Annotated in this window: 12 protein-coding genes; 3 read left to right on the forward strand and 9 right to left on the reverse strand. The window is 69.1% G+C overall.

Annotated elements, in window-relative coordinates:
• Positions 1 to 158: 158 nt before the first annotated feature.
• The 5 genes from ACZ6ZD_RS17890 to ACZ6ZD_RS17910 all read right to left on the reverse strand — a co-directional run bounded on the left by ACZ6ZD_RS17890 (position 159) and on the right by ACZ6ZD_RS17910 (position 5858).
• Positions 159 to 1214 carry an amidohydrolase family protein gene (locus ACZ6ZD_RS17890; RefSeq protein WP_465673363.1) on the reverse strand — a complete coding sequence of 352 codons (1056 nt, stop codon included), beginning with the start codon at positions 1212 to 1214 and terminating at the stop codon, positions 159 to 161.
• Positions 1215 to 1543: 329 nt separating this feature from the next.
• Positions 1544 to 1909: a YunG family protein gene (locus ACZ6ZD_RS17895; protein ID WP_465673364.1), complete on the reverse strand. Its 366-nt coding sequence runs from the start codon at positions 1907 to 1909 to the stop codon at positions 1544 to 1546.
• Positions 1910 to 2948: 1039 nt separating this feature from the next.
• Complete coding sequence (locus tag ACZ6ZD_RS17900) at positions 2949 to 3416, reverse strand: hypothetical protein (RefSeq protein WP_465673366.1); 468 nt, start codon at positions 3414 to 3416, stop codon at positions 2949 to 2951.
• Between the two features lie 32 nt (positions 3417 to 3448).
• Positions 3449 to 4834 carry a mannitol dehydrogenase family protein gene (locus ACZ6ZD_RS17905; RefSeq protein WP_465673368.1) on the reverse strand — a complete coding sequence of 462 codons (1386 nt, stop codon included), beginning with the start codon at positions 4832 to 4834 and terminating at the stop codon, positions 3449 to 3451.
• A 13-nt stretch (positions 4835 to 4847) separates the two neighbouring features.
• Positions 4848 to 5858: a LacI family DNA-binding transcriptional regulator gene (locus tag ACZ6ZD_RS17910; RefSeq protein ID WP_465673369.1), complete on the reverse strand. Its 1011-nt coding sequence runs from the start codon at positions 5856 to 5858 to the stop codon at positions 4848 to 4850.
• A 179-nt stretch (positions 5859 to 6037) separates the two neighbouring features.
• Between ACZ6ZD_RS17910 and uxaC the strand changes: the two genes are divergently transcribed.
• The 3 genes from uxaC (at position 6038) to ACZ6ZD_RS17925 (ending at position 8866) form a co-directional block, all read left to right on the forward strand.
• Positions 6038 to 7444, forward strand: a complete 1407-nt coding sequence (uxaC, locus tag ACZ6ZD_RS17915; protein ID WP_465673371.1) for a glucuronate isomerase — start codon at positions 6038 to 6040, stop codon at positions 7442 to 7444.
• A gap of 325 nt (positions 7445 to 7769) precedes the next feature.
• Complete coding sequence (locus ACZ6ZD_RS17920; RefSeq protein WP_465673373.1) at positions 7770 to 8228, forward strand: hypothetical protein; 459 nt, start codon at positions 7770 to 7772, stop codon at positions 8226 to 8228.
• Positions 8229 to 8302: 74 nt separating this feature from the next.
• Positions 8303 to 8866 carry a dihydrofolate reductase family protein gene (locus ACZ6ZD_RS17925; protein ID WP_465673375.1) on the forward strand — a complete coding sequence of 188 codons (564 nt, stop codon included), beginning with the start codon at positions 8303 to 8305 and terminating at the stop codon, positions 8864 to 8866.
• A gap of 152 nt (positions 8867 to 9018) precedes the next feature.
• On the opposite strand, the gene ACZ6ZD_RS17930 is transcribed toward ACZ6ZD_RS17925, so the two are convergent.
• The 4 genes from ACZ6ZD_RS17930 to ACZ6ZD_RS17945 form a co-directional block, all read right to left on the reverse strand.
• Positions 9019 to 11811 carry an AAA family ATPase gene (locus tag ACZ6ZD_RS17930; RefSeq protein ID WP_465673376.1) on the reverse strand — a complete coding sequence of 931 codons (2793 nt, stop codon included), beginning with the start codon at positions 11809 to 11811 and terminating at the stop codon, positions 9019 to 9021.
• A 9-nt stretch (positions 11812 to 11820) separates the two neighbouring features.
• Positions 11821 to 12702: a GTP-binding protein LepA gene (locus tag ACZ6ZD_RS17935; RefSeq protein ID WP_465673378.1), complete on the reverse strand. Its 882-nt coding sequence runs from the start codon at positions 12700 to 12702 to the stop codon at positions 11821 to 11823.
• A 77-nt stretch (positions 12703 to 12779) separates the two neighbouring features.
• Positions 12780 to 14201: a PepSY-associated TM helix domain-containing protein gene (locus ACZ6ZD_RS17940; protein ID WP_465673380.1), complete on the reverse strand. Its 1422-nt coding sequence runs from the start codon at positions 14199 to 14201 to the stop codon at positions 12780 to 12782.
• Between the two features lie 126 nt (positions 14202 to 14327).
• Positions 14328 to 14888 (reverse strand): hypothetical protein, encoded by a 561-nt coding sequence (locus ACZ6ZD_RS17945; protein ID WP_465673382.1) that lies wholly within the window; start codon positions 14886 to 14888, stop codon positions 14328 to 14330.
• Positions 14889 to 14899 lie beyond the last annotated feature (11 nt).

Below are 14899 nucleotides of genomic sequence, written 5' to 3' on the forward strand. Positions count from 1 at the left end.
TCCCGGCTCCCGGCTCCCGGCTCCCGGCTCCCGGCTCCCGGCTCCCGGCTCCCGGCTCCCGGCTCCCGGCTCCCGGCTCCCGGCTCCCGGCTCCCGGCTCCCGAGGATTGCAATGGCGCGGGGTCCGGCTGTCCAGCGGAGGTGGAGGTGATTTCGGGCTATTCCTGCGGCGGGGTGCGGTCGACCTGGTGACCGTTCTTCCAGATGGTGTGCATGGTCCGCAGGTTGCGGATGTCACGGGTCGGGTCGGCCGACGTGAGAACCAGGTCGGCGCGATACCCGACGGCAATCCGCCCCCGGTCGACCAACCGGAAGTGCCGGGCCGGCGCCGCGGTCGCGGCGGTGAGTGCCTCGGCCGGGCTCAACCCGGCGGCGACCAAGTGCTCGAGCTCAGTACACAAGCTCGCCCCGCTCACATTCGCACGAACCGGCGCATCCGTCCCCGCGAGCACCGGGACCCCAGCCGCATGGAAACGACGCACATTGGCCCGAGCAATCCCCAGAAAGTCCGGACGCCCCGGACGATCCGGCGGCTCCTGCGACAGCAGATACAGCTGCGTCGGGCTCAACCATTCGGTGATCCGCTCGTCCTCGAGCAACGTCCGCGCACCCAGCCCCCAGTCGACCACCGACATCGTCGGTACGACGAAGCTCCGCGTCCGCCGAATCGCCTCAACCTCAGCATCACTCGCAACCGCGTCGTACGGCGCATGCACGATCCCATCCGCCCCGGCGAGCACCGCCTCGACGTACAGCTTCAGCTTCTCGACATGCCCGACCGCGAGCCGCCCGCGCCGGTGCGCAGCCCGAATCGTCCCCTCAACCTGCTTGGCCGTCAGACTCGGCAACGGCCGCTCCGGCGGATTGCCCGGCTCGTACACGAACTTGACGTAGTCCGACCCCTCCCGAATCCGATCCGCGACGAACGCATCCAGATCCGTCTCCGGCCCAACCCGCGGGAAGTCGTACCCCGGCGCCACCGGATGCCCACCCGGCACCGTCACCCCATTACCAGCCGACCACAGATCCGCCGTCCGCACACGCCCCCGCGACCGCCGCCGGCGCTTCGCCGCCGCCAACCCCGACGGCTCCCCGAACATCTCCAGCTCGGTCGTCACCCCGAACCGCAACGCGTCCGCCCCACTCCCCTCGAACGAATGCACATGCGAGTCGATCAACCCCGGCAGCAACATCCCCTCACGCCCCTCCACCACCGGGACGCCATCCGCCGGCGCAGCCCCCGCCCCAATCCCCGCAATCACCCCACCCCGAACCAGCACCCACCGCCGCCCCGGCAACACCCGACGCCCGTCAAAAACCCGAACATCCCGAATCACCACCGCCCCACCCCGAGGCTCCCCCGCAACCGCCACTCCACCCCACCCAGCCGAAACCACAGCCGGCCCCAACCCCAACACCACCCGCCGAGAGATTCCCATCCCCCGAACCTAACGACCCCCACCCCACCTTCGGACCCCCACCAAAGATCCAAAGTATCGACTCACCCCCGACCCGCCGCATCCCTCGAAACAGCGACCACCCGTCAGCCTCGTGCATCTTCAGCGATTGCTCGCAGAACTCGCGCACGCAGCCGCTCGTACTGTTCGCGGTGCCGACGTGGGGCATCCGGCGGGCGAACGACCGAACGTCCTCCGACAATTTCCTCATCCGGTTGAAACTGGTCCGCAGTCAGATCAACCTCCGATCCGTCCGGCAACCGGTTCCAGTAGTGGTAACCCACCTGAACACCACGGACGTGAACCTCCCCGAGCATCAACTCGCCGCCGAGCACATCCTGCACAACCAGCGCAGTCATCCCGCACTGGTCACGCGCCGGGTTCTCCGACGTCCACCGAGCACTGCTCTCCGGATAGCAAGTATCAGCACCCCAAGACGCGACGAAATACACGCGCAACTCCTCACCCGATATCCCCATCCGCCAACAATCCCACCCTCGGCGTCAGCATCTCGAACAACCACCAACCGACGGCTCGTAGGCGCACCTGCCGAAAGCAAGCGGACCACGCCAGAGCCACGCCCAACAGCAAACGACCAGCAGACCAAGCAAGCGGCAGCAAACCGCGAACGGCGAGACAGCGGCGAGAGCCACGCACGACATCAAACGACCAGTAGGTCGGGCAAGCGGCAGCGAACCGCGACAGCAGGACGGCGGCACGGGCGACGGCAGGACGGCGAGACGACGGCGACAGCCACGCACGACACCAGACGACCAGTAGGTCGGGCAAGCGGCGGCGAACCGCGACGGCAGGACGGCGGCACGGGCGACGGCAGGACTGCGGGACGGCGGGGACAGCCACGCACGACACCGGACAACCAGTGGGCCGGGCAAAGCGGCAGCGAACCGCGACGGCAGGGCGGCAGGACGGCGGACGGGTGACGGCGGACCGCGGATGGGTGTGACAGCGGACGGGTGACGGCAGGTTGACGAGCGGCAGAGGTCGGCCGTTGGACCAGTCAACGGGGTCGAGGTAGCGCCATTGGTGGAGGCAGAACCAGATCAGCAGCAGCCAAACGCCGCAAGCCGCGCGGCGGCACCGGCCGACGACAGTGGACGGGGCACACGGCGGGTGGACGGCAGCTGCACCCATACACGCGCATAGCCGGGGACGGTGATGGCGGCGGCCTTGGGCGACAGATAGCTGACGGCCCGGGCGCTTGGGCACCTGGGCGTCTGGGCACCTGGGCGTCTGGGCGTCTGGGCGACCAGAGCCCCGCAGGGAGCTGGCCAACGGATCCAGGCGGCGGTTGCGAAGCTCGGGGAGAGCTGGCGACGGGAGCACTGGAGGAGCCCGGGGACAGCGCGACGCACGAGATGGGACCGTGCCCGGGCGGCATAAGGCTCATCGCGAGGTGAGGGGCCGCGCGGGGTGAGGGGCCGCGCGGGGTGAGGGGCCTCGCGAGGCGAGACTCATCGCGAGGTGAGGCTGTTAGGGGCGGGGGTTGGGGGTGCGGCGCCAGGTTTGGAGGGGGATGAGGGCGTTGGTGTGTAGGTAGGGGGTGAGGGCTTGGTGTTGGGGTTGGGTTAGTTGGAGGGTGATGGATTCGGCTTCGTCGGCTAGGGAGACGAGGTCGTGGCCGTGGTGGTCCCAGACGGTGGCGTCGTAGGCGTGGGGGCAGAAGGTGGTGAAGGCGGACCAGGTGTTGTGGGTTGCTGGGGTTGTGCCGGTCCTGGCGTAGCCACCGCGTTCCAGGTGTCCGTTGGTGCGGGCGTGCGCTCGCAGGGTTCGGGCTGCTGCTTGGATTTCGGGTGACCACTCGGAGTCCAAGGTTGGGATGTCGCACTCGAAGATGGCGGCGTCCGAACGGAGTACTTCCAGGACCTGTCGACACGCGGTGACGACGCGCTCGCGGGACCAGGAGGCATGGTCCAAGACGTAGGTCTGGTGGGTCTTCACAGGAGCAGGTTCTCGTGTGAAGCCGCGGTTGCCTACTGGTTTCTCGGGGTGAGCGCGGCCACCTGGGTGATGAGGAGGTCGCGGAGGGCGGGGGCTGATTGGAGAGTTGCGGGGAAGATCGTGGAGAGGGCGAGGAGGGCGTCGACGACGGCGGTGGGGGTTTCGGCGTTGGCGAGGGCGGACTTGAGGGCGGGGGCTTGGGGGTCGTCGAGGGTCGGTGTGGTGTGGACGTAGACCATCCAAGCGGCCACAGCGAGAGCGAGGGTGGTGGGCTCGGCACCGGCCGCCAGGCGGTCTTCGAGGGTGCCCAGGAGGCGGACAGGGAGTTTGACCGAGCCATCCATCGCTACTTGCGCGGTGCGGTGCTTGAGCGCCGGGTTGGCGAAGCGCTCCAGGACGGTCGCTCCGTACGCGGTGAGATCAAGACCGTCGGGCGGGGTCAGGGTCGGGATGACGTCTTCGGTGATCAGGGTGTGGGCCAGCGCGGCGAGCTCGTCATCGCGGACGGCCTCCGCGATCGTTTCGTAGCCGCGGAGGGCGCCGAGGTAGGCGAGCATCGAGTGAGTGGCGTTCAGGACGCGGAGTTTGGCCTGCTCCCAGGGAGCGACGTCAGCGGTCAGGACGGCGCCGCCGCGCTCCCAGGCCGGGCGATCCCCGGCGAACTCGTCTTCGATGACCCACTGCAGGAACGGCTCGGCGACGACGACCGCTTCGTCACGGACGCCGAGCAACCGGGCGGCTTCGGCCCGGTCGTCCTCAGTGGTCGCGGGGACGATGCGGTCGACCATGCTGGCGGGGAACCGGGATGACTCGAAGACATCGGGCGTCTTGCCGAGGGCGTCGAAGTACTCTGCGACCAGCCGGCGCAAGAAGGGGCCGTTGGCAACGAGGTTGTCACAGGAGACGATGGTCAGCGGCGTCTCACGCCGCACCAACGCGGCAGCCAGCTGACCGACGACCGTGCGCGGCGGTCGACCGGTGAGGTCGGCCTGGATCTCCGGGTCGTCGAGGTGGAGACCGCCGCCCTTCGCACGGTAGCCCTTCTCAGTCACGGTGAGCGTCACCACCGAGACGGCCGGGTCTGCGATCCGGGCGACCACCGCCTCCGGGCTCTCAGGAGCGGTCAGCACCTCGCGGATGCTCCCGAGCACCTGAACCGTCGGCTCCCCGAGACCACGCTCCAGCACGCTGTACAGACCGTCCTGCGGGGCGAGCTGCTCCCGGACGGCGGCAGAGCGCTGGCTCACGCCGCTGATCCCCCAGCGGGTGTCGCCGGTCGCAACCGCCGCCCGCTCGGTGATCACAGCCTGGTGCGCGCGGTGGAAGGCGCCCAGCCCGAGGTGGACGACGCCGACCGACAACGAGCCCGGATCGACAGCGGGCGCGACGGGGAGGTTGGTGAGACTCAGCCTGTGCACGGGAGGACCTCTTTCAGCCTTTGCCGGACGGATGACGCGGAGCGGGACCGGTGGAGTCGCGGACGATCAACTCACCGATCAAGGTGTTGCGCAGCCGGATCGGCGGCAGCGGGTCGGGCATCGAGATCAACCCGAGCAGCATCTCGACGGCCATCTCGCCGGAGCGCTGCTTCGGCAGCCGGATCGTGCTCAAGGCCGGCGTCGCCATCCGCGACATCTCGATATCGTCGACACCGAGCACGCTGATCTCACCGGGTACCGAGATCCCCCGGGCGTGCAGCCGGTTCAGCAGCCCGATCGCGACCAGGTCGTTGTAGGTGACCACGGCGGTCGCGCCGGTGGCGACCGCTTGGTCAGCCGCGGCGACACCGCCCTCGTACGTTGGCGCGAAGCTGCCGACCGGGACCAACTCGACGCCTTGGTCGCGAGTGGCGGCGAGCAGACCTAGTTTGCGGTGCTGGCTGGACCAGGAGGCCTGCGGACCCCCGACCCAGGCGATCTTGGTGTGCCCGAGAGCGGCCAGATGCGCCGCGGCCCGGCGCATCGCCTCCTCGTTGTCGAAGACGACGCCGGCGATACCGTCGACGCTCCGGTTGATCAGCACGACATTGGTCTCGGCCGCGATCGTGACGAGGTCGTCGGACTCCGACCGCGGTGAGCACAGGATCAGCCCGTCGACCTGCTGGGCCAGTGCCCGGATCAGGCCCGACTCGACGGCCTGATCTTCTTCGGTGTCGGCGACGAAGACCGCGACGTCCTGGCGGCGGGCGCGCGCCTGAACACCCTTGGCGACGCTCGCGAAGAACGGATTGGCCAGATCGGGTACGACGAGGCCGACATTGCCCGTCCGCCCGGTGGTCAGGCCGCGGGCGGCCCGATTCGGCTGGTATTGGAGCTGCTCGACCGCGGTCGCGACACGAGCGCGGGTCGCCGCGTTGACCATCTCCGGCATCGAGAGCGTGCGAGAGACGGTCGATGGGGACACCCCGGCCAGGCGCGCCACATCACGGATCGTTGCGGGCATCGCCACCTCCTCGGCCGGTTTCGAGCCATCTTGCAACCGGTTGCAATGACCTGTCAAATCTGCTTCCATCGGCGTGTCGAGATCTGCGAAATGCCCTTGTGGACAAGGAACTTGTGCGATCGTCGATCGCCTGCAATCCTTTCACTCTGCGTTTCATCGACCGTCCCCGGGAGGACCTCATGTCCAAGGCCCTGCAGCCCCATCCCGACCGCGCTCTGCCCGCCGGCGCGGCGCGTGACGTCGCCCGGAGAATCCACGCGTCGACCAAAGACCTGCCGCTGCTCTGCCTGCACGGACATGTCGACATCGGGCTGTTCGCCGCCGACGCGCCGTTCGGCAACCCGGCCGAGCTGCTCGTGATCCCCGACCACTACGTCACCCGGATGCTCGTGTCCCAAGGCGTCTCGCCGGACCGGTTGGGCCTCCCCCGCCGCAACGGCGACCGGACGGCGGATCCGCGCGAGGTTTGGCGCGAGTTCTGCTCCCACTGGCACCTGTTCCGCGGGACGCCGAGCCGCTACTGGCTGGAGCACGAGTTCGCCGAGGTCCTCGGTGTGTCCGTTCAGCCTTCGGCGGAGACTGCCGACGAGCTCTACGACCAGATCTCCGCCCGGATCGCCGAGCCCGACTTCCGGCCGCGCGCGCTGCTCGACCGGTTCAACATCGAGCTGCTCTCGACCACCGATGCAGCCACCGACGATCTCGCGCTGCACGCCAAGGTCGCTGGCGATCTCCCCGGCCGGATCATCCCGACCTTCCGGCCGGATGCCGTCGTCCACCTCGATCGGCCCGGCTGGTCCTATCTGGCCGAGCAGCTCGGGCAGCTGGCCGGCGTCGACACCTCGTCGTACGGCGGCTATCTCGAGGCGATCCGGCAACGCCGGCAGGTCTTCGTCCAGGCGGGCGCCCGCGCTACCGACCACGGCCACTTCAGCGCGTCGACGACACCGCTGACGGATACCAACGCTGAGCGCATCTATGCGAGCGCGCTGAAGGGTCAGGTCTCGCCGGAGGACTCAGCCGCGTTCGCGGGGCACATGCTCTTCCAGTCCGCGGTGATGTCGGCCGAGGACGGGCTCGTCATGCAACTCCATCCGGGTGTGCTGCGCGACCACGATCCGGCGATCCACGCCAGCTACGGGCCGGATCAGGGGCACGACATCCCCGTCACGACCGAGTTCACCCGGTCGCTGCGTCCGCTGCTCGAGCGCTTCGGCCACGCCGAGGGTTTCCGGCTCGTGCTCTTCACGGTCGACGAGACCACCTACTCACGCGAGCTCGCACCGCTGGCCGGGGTGTACCCCGCGGTCCGGCTCGGGGCGCCGTGGTGGTTCCTCGACAGCCCGGACGGGATGCGCCGGTACCGCGAGTTGGTGACCGAAACGGCAGGCTTCTACAACACCTCTGGGTTCGTCGACGACACCCGCGCGTACCTCTCGATCCCCGCACGCCACGACCTCGCGCGCCGGATCGACGCCGGCTACCTGGCCGACCTCGTCGTCCAGCACCGCCTGGACGAGGACGACGCAATGGAGGTTGCCCAGGACCTCGCCTACAACCTCGCGCGGGACACCTACCTGCGGTGAGACATACCAGCCACACGGGCAGTTGATTCGCTAGCGCGCGTTGATCAAGAGGTCTCAACGGCGGGCGAGTCTGCTGCCGTCGGGCCAACGGCCTGCCGACGGGCGTCCGCTCTGACGCCCGTCAGGGCGAAGACGGTCGTCGAGGCGCTGACGGGTGTTCGAGACGCAGGCGGCTGGTCGAGGCGCCGGTGCGTGGTTCGACTCGCTGGTGCGTGGGTCGAGGTGCTGGTGGCTGGTCGAGGCGCAGGCGGGTGCTCGACTCGCAGGCGGGTGGTCGACCCGCTGGGTGGGTGGTTGACCCGCTGGGTGGGTGGTTGAAGGGCTGGTGCGTGGTCGACTCGCTGGTGGGTGGTCGACCCGCTGGCGGCTGGTCGACGACGAGATGGTCGCGTTCGCTCTCGTCCTGCTCGTGCTGGCAGCGCTGGCTGAAGGCGCGGATGGCCACGCTCGCTGGTGGGTAGTCGAGGCGCAGTACGGTGGTCGACTCGCTGGCGGGGTGCTCGAGACGCAGGCGGCTGATCGAGGCGCTGGTGCGTGGTCGGCTCACTGGTGGGTGGTCGACGACGAGATAGTCGCGTTCATCCTTGTCCTGCTCGTGTGGCAGCGCCGGCCGAAGGCCCGGCTGGCCGCGCTCTCGCTGGTGGGTAGCCGAGGCGCAGGACGGCGGTCGACTAGTGACGGGGTGCTCGAGACGCAGGCGGCTGATCGAGGCGCTGGTGCGTGGTCGAGGCGCTGGTGCGTGGTCGAGGCGCTGCTGGGGGGCGAAGGGCTGGTGCATGGTTGAGGGGGCTGGTGGGTGGTTGGGGGCTGGGGGCTTCGACTTGTGGGGCGTTGGTTGGGGCTGAGAAAGTTGATGGTGTGTCTGGTTCGCAGGAGTCTGTCCGTGCCTTCGTGTTCCTTGGGTTGAGCGTCGATGGGCGCATTGCGCGGCCTGATGGGGATCTTGAGTGGCTGACCAGTCGTGGTGCGGCTGCTGGGGATGCGGGGTTCACGCCTTTCGTGGAGTCCGTTGATGCGGTGGTGATGGGTCGGCGGACTTATGAGGTCATCGCTCCTGAGGAGGAGTGGCCTTACCTTGATCGGCCGATGCATGTGATCAGCACGACTCTTGCGGCAGACGCCGATTCTCGAATCACCGTGCATCGGTCCGCCGAGGATGCCGTCGATGCGCTGCAGCGGGCCGGCCATCGGCGCGTGTATGTCGATGGTGGCGAGACTGTCCGTTGGTTCCTTGCCTCGAAGCTTGTCGACGAGCTCACGCTCTCGCACGTTCCTGTGCTCATCGGCGACGGGCCGTCGTTGTTCGGGTCGCTTGGCGGAGATGTGGATCTCGAGCACGTCCGGACCACGGTTCTCGACGGTGGGATGGTTCAGACCACCTACCGGGTCTTGGGCGGACCGACGCCGCACACAACCAAGTAGTCCGAGGCCACGCTGGTCGACGCCGTCCGCGTTTGACGACCAGCCTCCGTCAACACGCGCCAGCGTTCACGCTGGCGGGGCCGACATCCCAAGCCACGAACGATCCCGCCGCCGCGAGCCGATCTAATGCGAGCCGGGGGTGGTGGGGTGGGTTAGGCGGATTCTAGGCGGCTTAGGGGGAGGCGGGTCAGGTCTTTGCGGGAGGTGATTTCTAGTTTGGCGAAGACCTTGCGGAGGTGCCAGTCGACGGTGTGACGGCTGATGTAGAGCTCGGCGCCGATTTCGGGGTTGGAGAGGCCTTGGCGGGCCAGGCGGGCGATTTGGGACTCTTGGCTGGTGAGGAGGCCGCGGGTTGGGTGGTGGCGGCTGTGGGCCGAGCCGCCGGCGGCCAGGACTTCGCGGCGGGCGCGTTCGGCGTAGGCTTCGGCGCCGATGTCACTGAAGAGTTCGTGGGCGGCGCGGAGTTCGTTGCGGGCGTCGGTGCGTCGGTTGGAGCGGCGCAGCCATTCGCCGTACAGCAGGCGGGCGCGGCCGAGGTGGACGGCGACCTGGGTGCGTTCGAGGCGCTCGATGGCTTCTTGGTAGAGGGGTTCTGCTGCTTGGCCTTCGGCCAGGAGGGCTCGGGACCAGGCTTGGACGCCGAGCGCCCAGTCGGTGCCGGCGGCGCTGGTTCGCTCGCGGACGATGCGGAGTGCGGCTGCGGCCTCGTCTTGGGCGCCGCTGCGGACGGCGGCTTCGATCAGCTCGACGAGGGCGAAGCCGTAGACGCCGAGGTCGTCGTACTCGCAGGCTTGTCGGGCGGAGGCCAGCGCTACGTCGTATCGGCCGAGGGCGTTGTGGAGGACGGCGTTCACGTAGCCGAGGCCGCCGATCCAGCGGGCTTCGCCGCGTACTGTCACGTCCTCGAGGTCGAGGCGGAACGCGGTCATCAGCTCGTCCGGGTCTACGCCACGCCAGGCTGCGAGCAGCATCGGTGGGTAGTTCACGGCTGCGCCGCCGGTGACTGTGGAGATCAGGGCTCCTTCGGCGGCCAGCGCCGAGGCGGCGGCGAATTCGCCGGCGTGCAGGTGGACGACGGCTCGGTATCCGAGTGCCAGTGGCAACAAGGTGAGCGCGCCGGAGTCGCGGCAGAGACGGACTGCTCGGCTCGACAGGTCGTGCCATTTCGCGTCGTCCCACACGTCGCCTGCTACCAGCCACGGCAGCCAGAACCAGCGCAGGACGTCGCTCTCATCGGCGTCGGCGAAGCCGTCCAGAGCCCGGCGTAGCGGCGCGACGCCTGCGACGTAGCCGTCGATGAACCGAGTCGTCAGACCTTCGAGCAACAGGTCGGTCGGCCGAACCACACCACCCATCGGTGGGCCCACCTGCACGGAGCTGCCGGGTGGGGGGAGGGTGGGGCGGGCGGAGTGGGCGATGGTTTGGGGGGTTAGGGGGGTGGTGAGGCGGCCGGCGTAGATGGTGGCGCCGAGGGCTTCGAGGTAGGTGTCGCGGGCGGCTTCGGGGTCGTGGGGGGTGAGGGTTTGGGCGGCGGCGAGGAGGGCTGGGGGTGCGTCGAGGCCGCGGTTGATGCGGAAGAGGATCTGCGCGCGGAGGCGGGCGGCGGAGGCGCGCTGGTGGGCGTCCATCGGGTAGCCGGCGGCGGAGGCGAGGAGGGCGGAGGCGGCGTCGAAGGCGCCGGATTCGAATCTGGCTTGGGCTGCGGCGAGGGCGCGCCGGCCGCGGCGGCGGGGGTCCGGGGTGAGTTCGGCGGCGCGTTCCAGGAAGGTGGCGGCTGCGGCGATGCCGCCGCGGGAGCGGGCGCGGTCGGCGGACTGTTCGAGGCGGACGGCGGTGGGTTCGTCGAGGCCGGAGGTGGCGTGGCCGAGGTGCCAGGCGTGCCGGTCGGGGTCGTGGGCGGCGTCGATGGCAGCGGCGAGGGCATCGTGTACGGTCCGGCGTTCCGATCTGGATGCTGCCCGGTAGACAGCCGATCGGAGCAATGGATGCCGGAACCGGACGTGGGCGTCCAGCTCGATCAGACCTTGTTGCTGGGCTGCAGTCGCGGCGTCGAAGCCCAGACCGAGCAGGGACGCCGAACGCCACAGCAACGCGACGTCGCCCATCGGCTCAGCAGCGGCCAGCAGCATCAGCCGACGTGTGTCCGCGGGCAGCGACTCGACCTGGCGCAGGAAGCTGTGCTCGATCTGGGTGGCGATCGGCGCGGCGTCTGGGAGGTAGTAGCCGCCGGCAAGCTCGGCCGGTGTCAGACCGCGCGGAAGTTCGAGGAGTGCGAGCGGATTGCCACGTGACTCCGCGACGACGCGGTCGCGGATCTTCTCGTCGAGCCGCCCCGGCCAGGCCGCGTCGAGTAGCGCGCGGGCGTCGGCGTACCGAAGGCCGTTGAGGGTCAGCTCCGGGAGGCCGGCGAGTTCACGCACCTCCTCTGGCTGGCGGACCGCGAAGACCAGTCCGACGGACTCCGCCTGCAAGCGACGAGCCACGAAGGCGAGCGTCACCAGCGACTCCTGGTCGAGCCACTGGGCGTCGTCGATCACGCAGAGCAGAGATCGCTCTTCGGCGGCTTCGGCGAGCAGGGCGAGGACGGCGAGTCCGACGACGAAGCGGTCGGTTGGCCCCTCGGTGCTGAGCCCGAACGCGGTATCGAGCGCCGCTCGCTGCGGGGCCGGCAGCCGCTCCAGCAACGGAAACAACGGGCCGCACAGCTGATGCAGCCCGGCATAGGCGAGCTCGGTCTCGTACTCCGCGCCGGCCACGCGCACGAGCCGACAGCCGGCGGCGTCGTCCAGTAGGCGCCCCAGCAGCGCGGACTTCCCGATTCCGGCTTCGCCGCGCACGACCAGGGTCTGACTCGCCCCGGAGCGAACGTTCGCCACGAGCTCGGCAACGACGCGGCATTCGGCAACCCGCCCCAGCAGTCCGTGTAGGGGCCGTTCGGTCGCCATGCGAGGACGCTACAACGCCTCCTGGCTGCTGCCAATCCGGCCGCTCCGGACCGCGCTCAGGGTGATCGCATCGTCCAGGGCGGCCAGGATGTAGTCGGGGACGTCCATCCCTTCCTTCCGCGCCCAGAGCAGGTCACGTTCGACCAGGCTCACCTGGCGGGCAACAGCGAGCAGATCCCGATCGAAATCGAGTGCCCGGGCCACATCACCGAAGTCCGCCCGCTGCTGATTGTTGCGCACGCCAACCACCTCGAAAGAGTGCCTCCGCAACAGTCGCGCGAGGTGGAGCTGCCAGTCGCGCAGTCCGGTCTCGTGGACGAGCGCCTCGGCCGACATGCGGTAGAAGGCGAAGTGACCGGGCTCCTGCCGCCGGATCGGCGCGACGACAGTCTCCGCGATCGCCCGCTCCCCCATTGCTCGCAGCCCGTCGACCAGCCGTGAGTACGCGATGACGGCGGACTTCTCGGTGGCCGCTCCGGTCAGGTAGTAGAGCAGCCGGACGACGCTGAGCATGCCAGGCAGCCGGGAGAGCACTCCGACCAGCCGGATGCCCACCCCCACCTGTGCGACGTCGGTCGGTGCCGCCGTCATCTGCAACCCATTCTGGACCGCGTCGAGCAGCACGCCGTGTTGCAGCTCCTGCGGCGACCACACCTCGCGGTAGAAGAGCTGATCCGTTTCGGTTGCGTCCGGCATCAACGCCCGCAGCTCCAGCACGTTGCGCTCAACCTCGAGCTCGACCCGGGTCAGGTAGTTGAAGACCGGTCCGTACGCACGGCGCACCGCGGCGGCGTCCCTGATGGTCAGGTCGGCGGCGGCGAGTGCCAGCGGCGGATGCTCGGCGCCGTACGTCTCGACGAACCGGCGTAACCGGTCCTGCGTTGCCCTCACGGCCTCTCCCTTCCCAAGGCAGGTCGTCTCTCGCACGACATGACCCCCGGGAAGGGAGAGATGTGACATCGGCCAGTTCAGTCGACGCTGTTGAACCAGGCGCGGAGCCTCGGCGTCCGACGGATGACGAGGCGGTCCAGAATCAGCACCAGGGCCAGAGTGATGCCGAACATCGGTAGGAACAGGGCCAGCGCTATGACCAGCACAGCCAAGGCAGGTGTGGCTTTCAGGGGCATCCGGCCGCGGGGCGCGCCGACTGCGCCGGCTGACTTGGGACGGCGGCGCCACCACATCAGCGGGCCCGACACGCACATGAAGATGATGCCGACGCAGAACGCGGTGGTGAGCCACATGTTCACCGTGCCCAGGCGGCGGCCCTCGTGCAGTGCGATGCCTTGGGCAACTGTCTTGGCGAGCAGCGGGTAGTCCTCGTACCCGTACGTCGAGATCACCTGACCGCCGAACTGGTCGACGTGCAGCGAGCGCTCCTTGGCCGGGTCCTGGAAGGCGTACCCGATGACCGAGAACACTCCCTCCTCCCCGCCCGGCAACGCGATCGTCATCGGCCGTGCCAGCCCGTTCTGGACGCCGACGGCGACGGCGGTGTCCAGGTTGGCCACCGACTTGCGGTCCTGGTTCGGATTCGACTTCGGCACCTTCGCGTCCCCCTGCGCCCACGGCACCGTGTGGCTGTGTGGGAGCGACTCGTCCAGAGTGGACGTCGGGTTGGACAGCGCACCGGGGTCCTCGCCCCACATCGAGCTGCCCTGGCTTGTCGCGAACTGCTGCACCTTGGCGCCCCAGAAGCCTGTCCAGGGCAGTCCGGACACCAGCAGGAACAGCAGGCCGATGCCGAGCACCGAACCGGTCAATGCGTGCCGCGACCGCAGTGCGGCGCCCGCAGCCTTCGCCGTACGCCGACGCGCGCGTGCGACCCGGCCGCGCAGGAACAGGTAGTAGCCGGTGATCGCCATCACCAGCGCCCAGCAGGCACCGATCTCGATCACCGCATCACCCCAGCGACCCGCCATCAGCTCGCCGTGCAGCAGGATCGCGCCACCGGACAGAGTCGCGTCCGGATCGAGCGCACCCAGTACCTGTCCCTGGTAGGGGTCGACGAACACGTCCCGTCCCGCTCCGTCGGCGGTCTGGACCGAGAACACCGTCGAGCGGTCCGGTGCGGACGGCTCGGTCATGGAGACGACTGTCGCGTCCGGAAACTCCTTCTTGACCGCCTCCAGTTGCGACGCGTATTGCTGAGCCACCAGGCCAGGGGGCTGCTCGACCTTCATCAGGTCCGCGTGCAGCACCTGCTCGATCTGGAAGCGGAACAGGTAGATCAGACCGGTCACGGCCAGGATCAGCACGACCGGGATGACCAGGAAGCTGGCGTAGAAGTGCCAGCGCCAGAAGGCCCGGAACAGTCCGCTCCCCTTGGCCCCACGTTTGTCCGGCGCCTTCTTCGCGGCGTCGACCGTCAATTCATCAGTACTTTCCATCTGCTTCTCCGGAGTCCTCGATCCGGCGGGCGGTCCGGCCGGATCAGACGGCACTACGGCCTGCCGGGCGGGCATGGCCGTACCCGGCGCGGCCACAGGGGGCACTGCGTCGGGTGGGTCGAGCTGTCAGACGACAGCGACTGTGCCGGGAGGACCTCGGGAGACGATGGCGTGGACCAGCAGCCACCGCTGGATGGTGCCGAAGCGGAGTGCGCGCGCCGGGCGCAGCCGCGGCAGATACGCGGGCACCGCGTCGACGAGCGCGAACGCCGTCCAGACGCGACGCATGGCCGTGCTGAGCGCACGGAAGGTCGCTCGCTCGCCACAGGCGAGCCAGAGGCCGGACAGCAGCGCCAGGACCAGGTGGACGCCGAACATCCCGAGCATCGGGACGAGCGTCATGGTGTGCCCGTGCGCCGATGGCGCCTGCATCGACATCTCAGCGAAGGTGAAGCCGCCATGCAGGACAGCCTGGACAGCCACGGCGACAGCGGTGACCGAGGGCACATCGCGCTCCTCGGCGGCAAACCACCAGCCGCAGCCGTAGACCGCTAGTAGTGCGCCGGTCACCGACCACCACGGCAGAGCCGACGCGGACATCAGGCTGTGGCCCAGGGCAGTGAGCAGCACACAGACGACGGCGAACACCGCCGCCCGCACCGCGCGCGTTCCTGCTACCTCAGCCATGTCCCCGCAAT

It is taken from the genome of Kribbella sp. NPDC104218 (assembly GCF_055584105.1).

Bases quoted from the DNA above. Each gene is read 5' to 3' on its own strand.
- ACZ6ZD_RS17910 (WP_465673369.1), bottom strand. From the start codon at position 5,858: ATGCCCGCAACGATCCGTGATGTGGCGCGCCTGGCCGGGGTGTCCCCA.
- uxaC (WP_465673371.1), top strand. From the start codon at position 6,038: ATGTCCAAGGCCCTGCAGCCCCATCCCGACCGCGCTCTGCCCGCCGGC.
- ACZ6ZD_RS17930 (WP_465673376.1), bottom strand. From the start codon at position 11,811: ATGGCGACCGAACGGCCCCTACACGGACTGCTGGGGCGGGTTGCCGAA.
- ACZ6ZD_RS17940 (WP_465673380.1), bottom strand. From the start codon at position 14,201: ATGGAAAGTACTGATGAATTGACGGTCGACGCCGCGAAGAAGGCGCCG.
- ACZ6ZD_RS17945 (WP_465673382.1), bottom strand. From the start codon at position 14,888: ATGGCTGAGGTAGCAGGAACGCGCGCGGTGCGGGCGGCGGTGTTCGCC.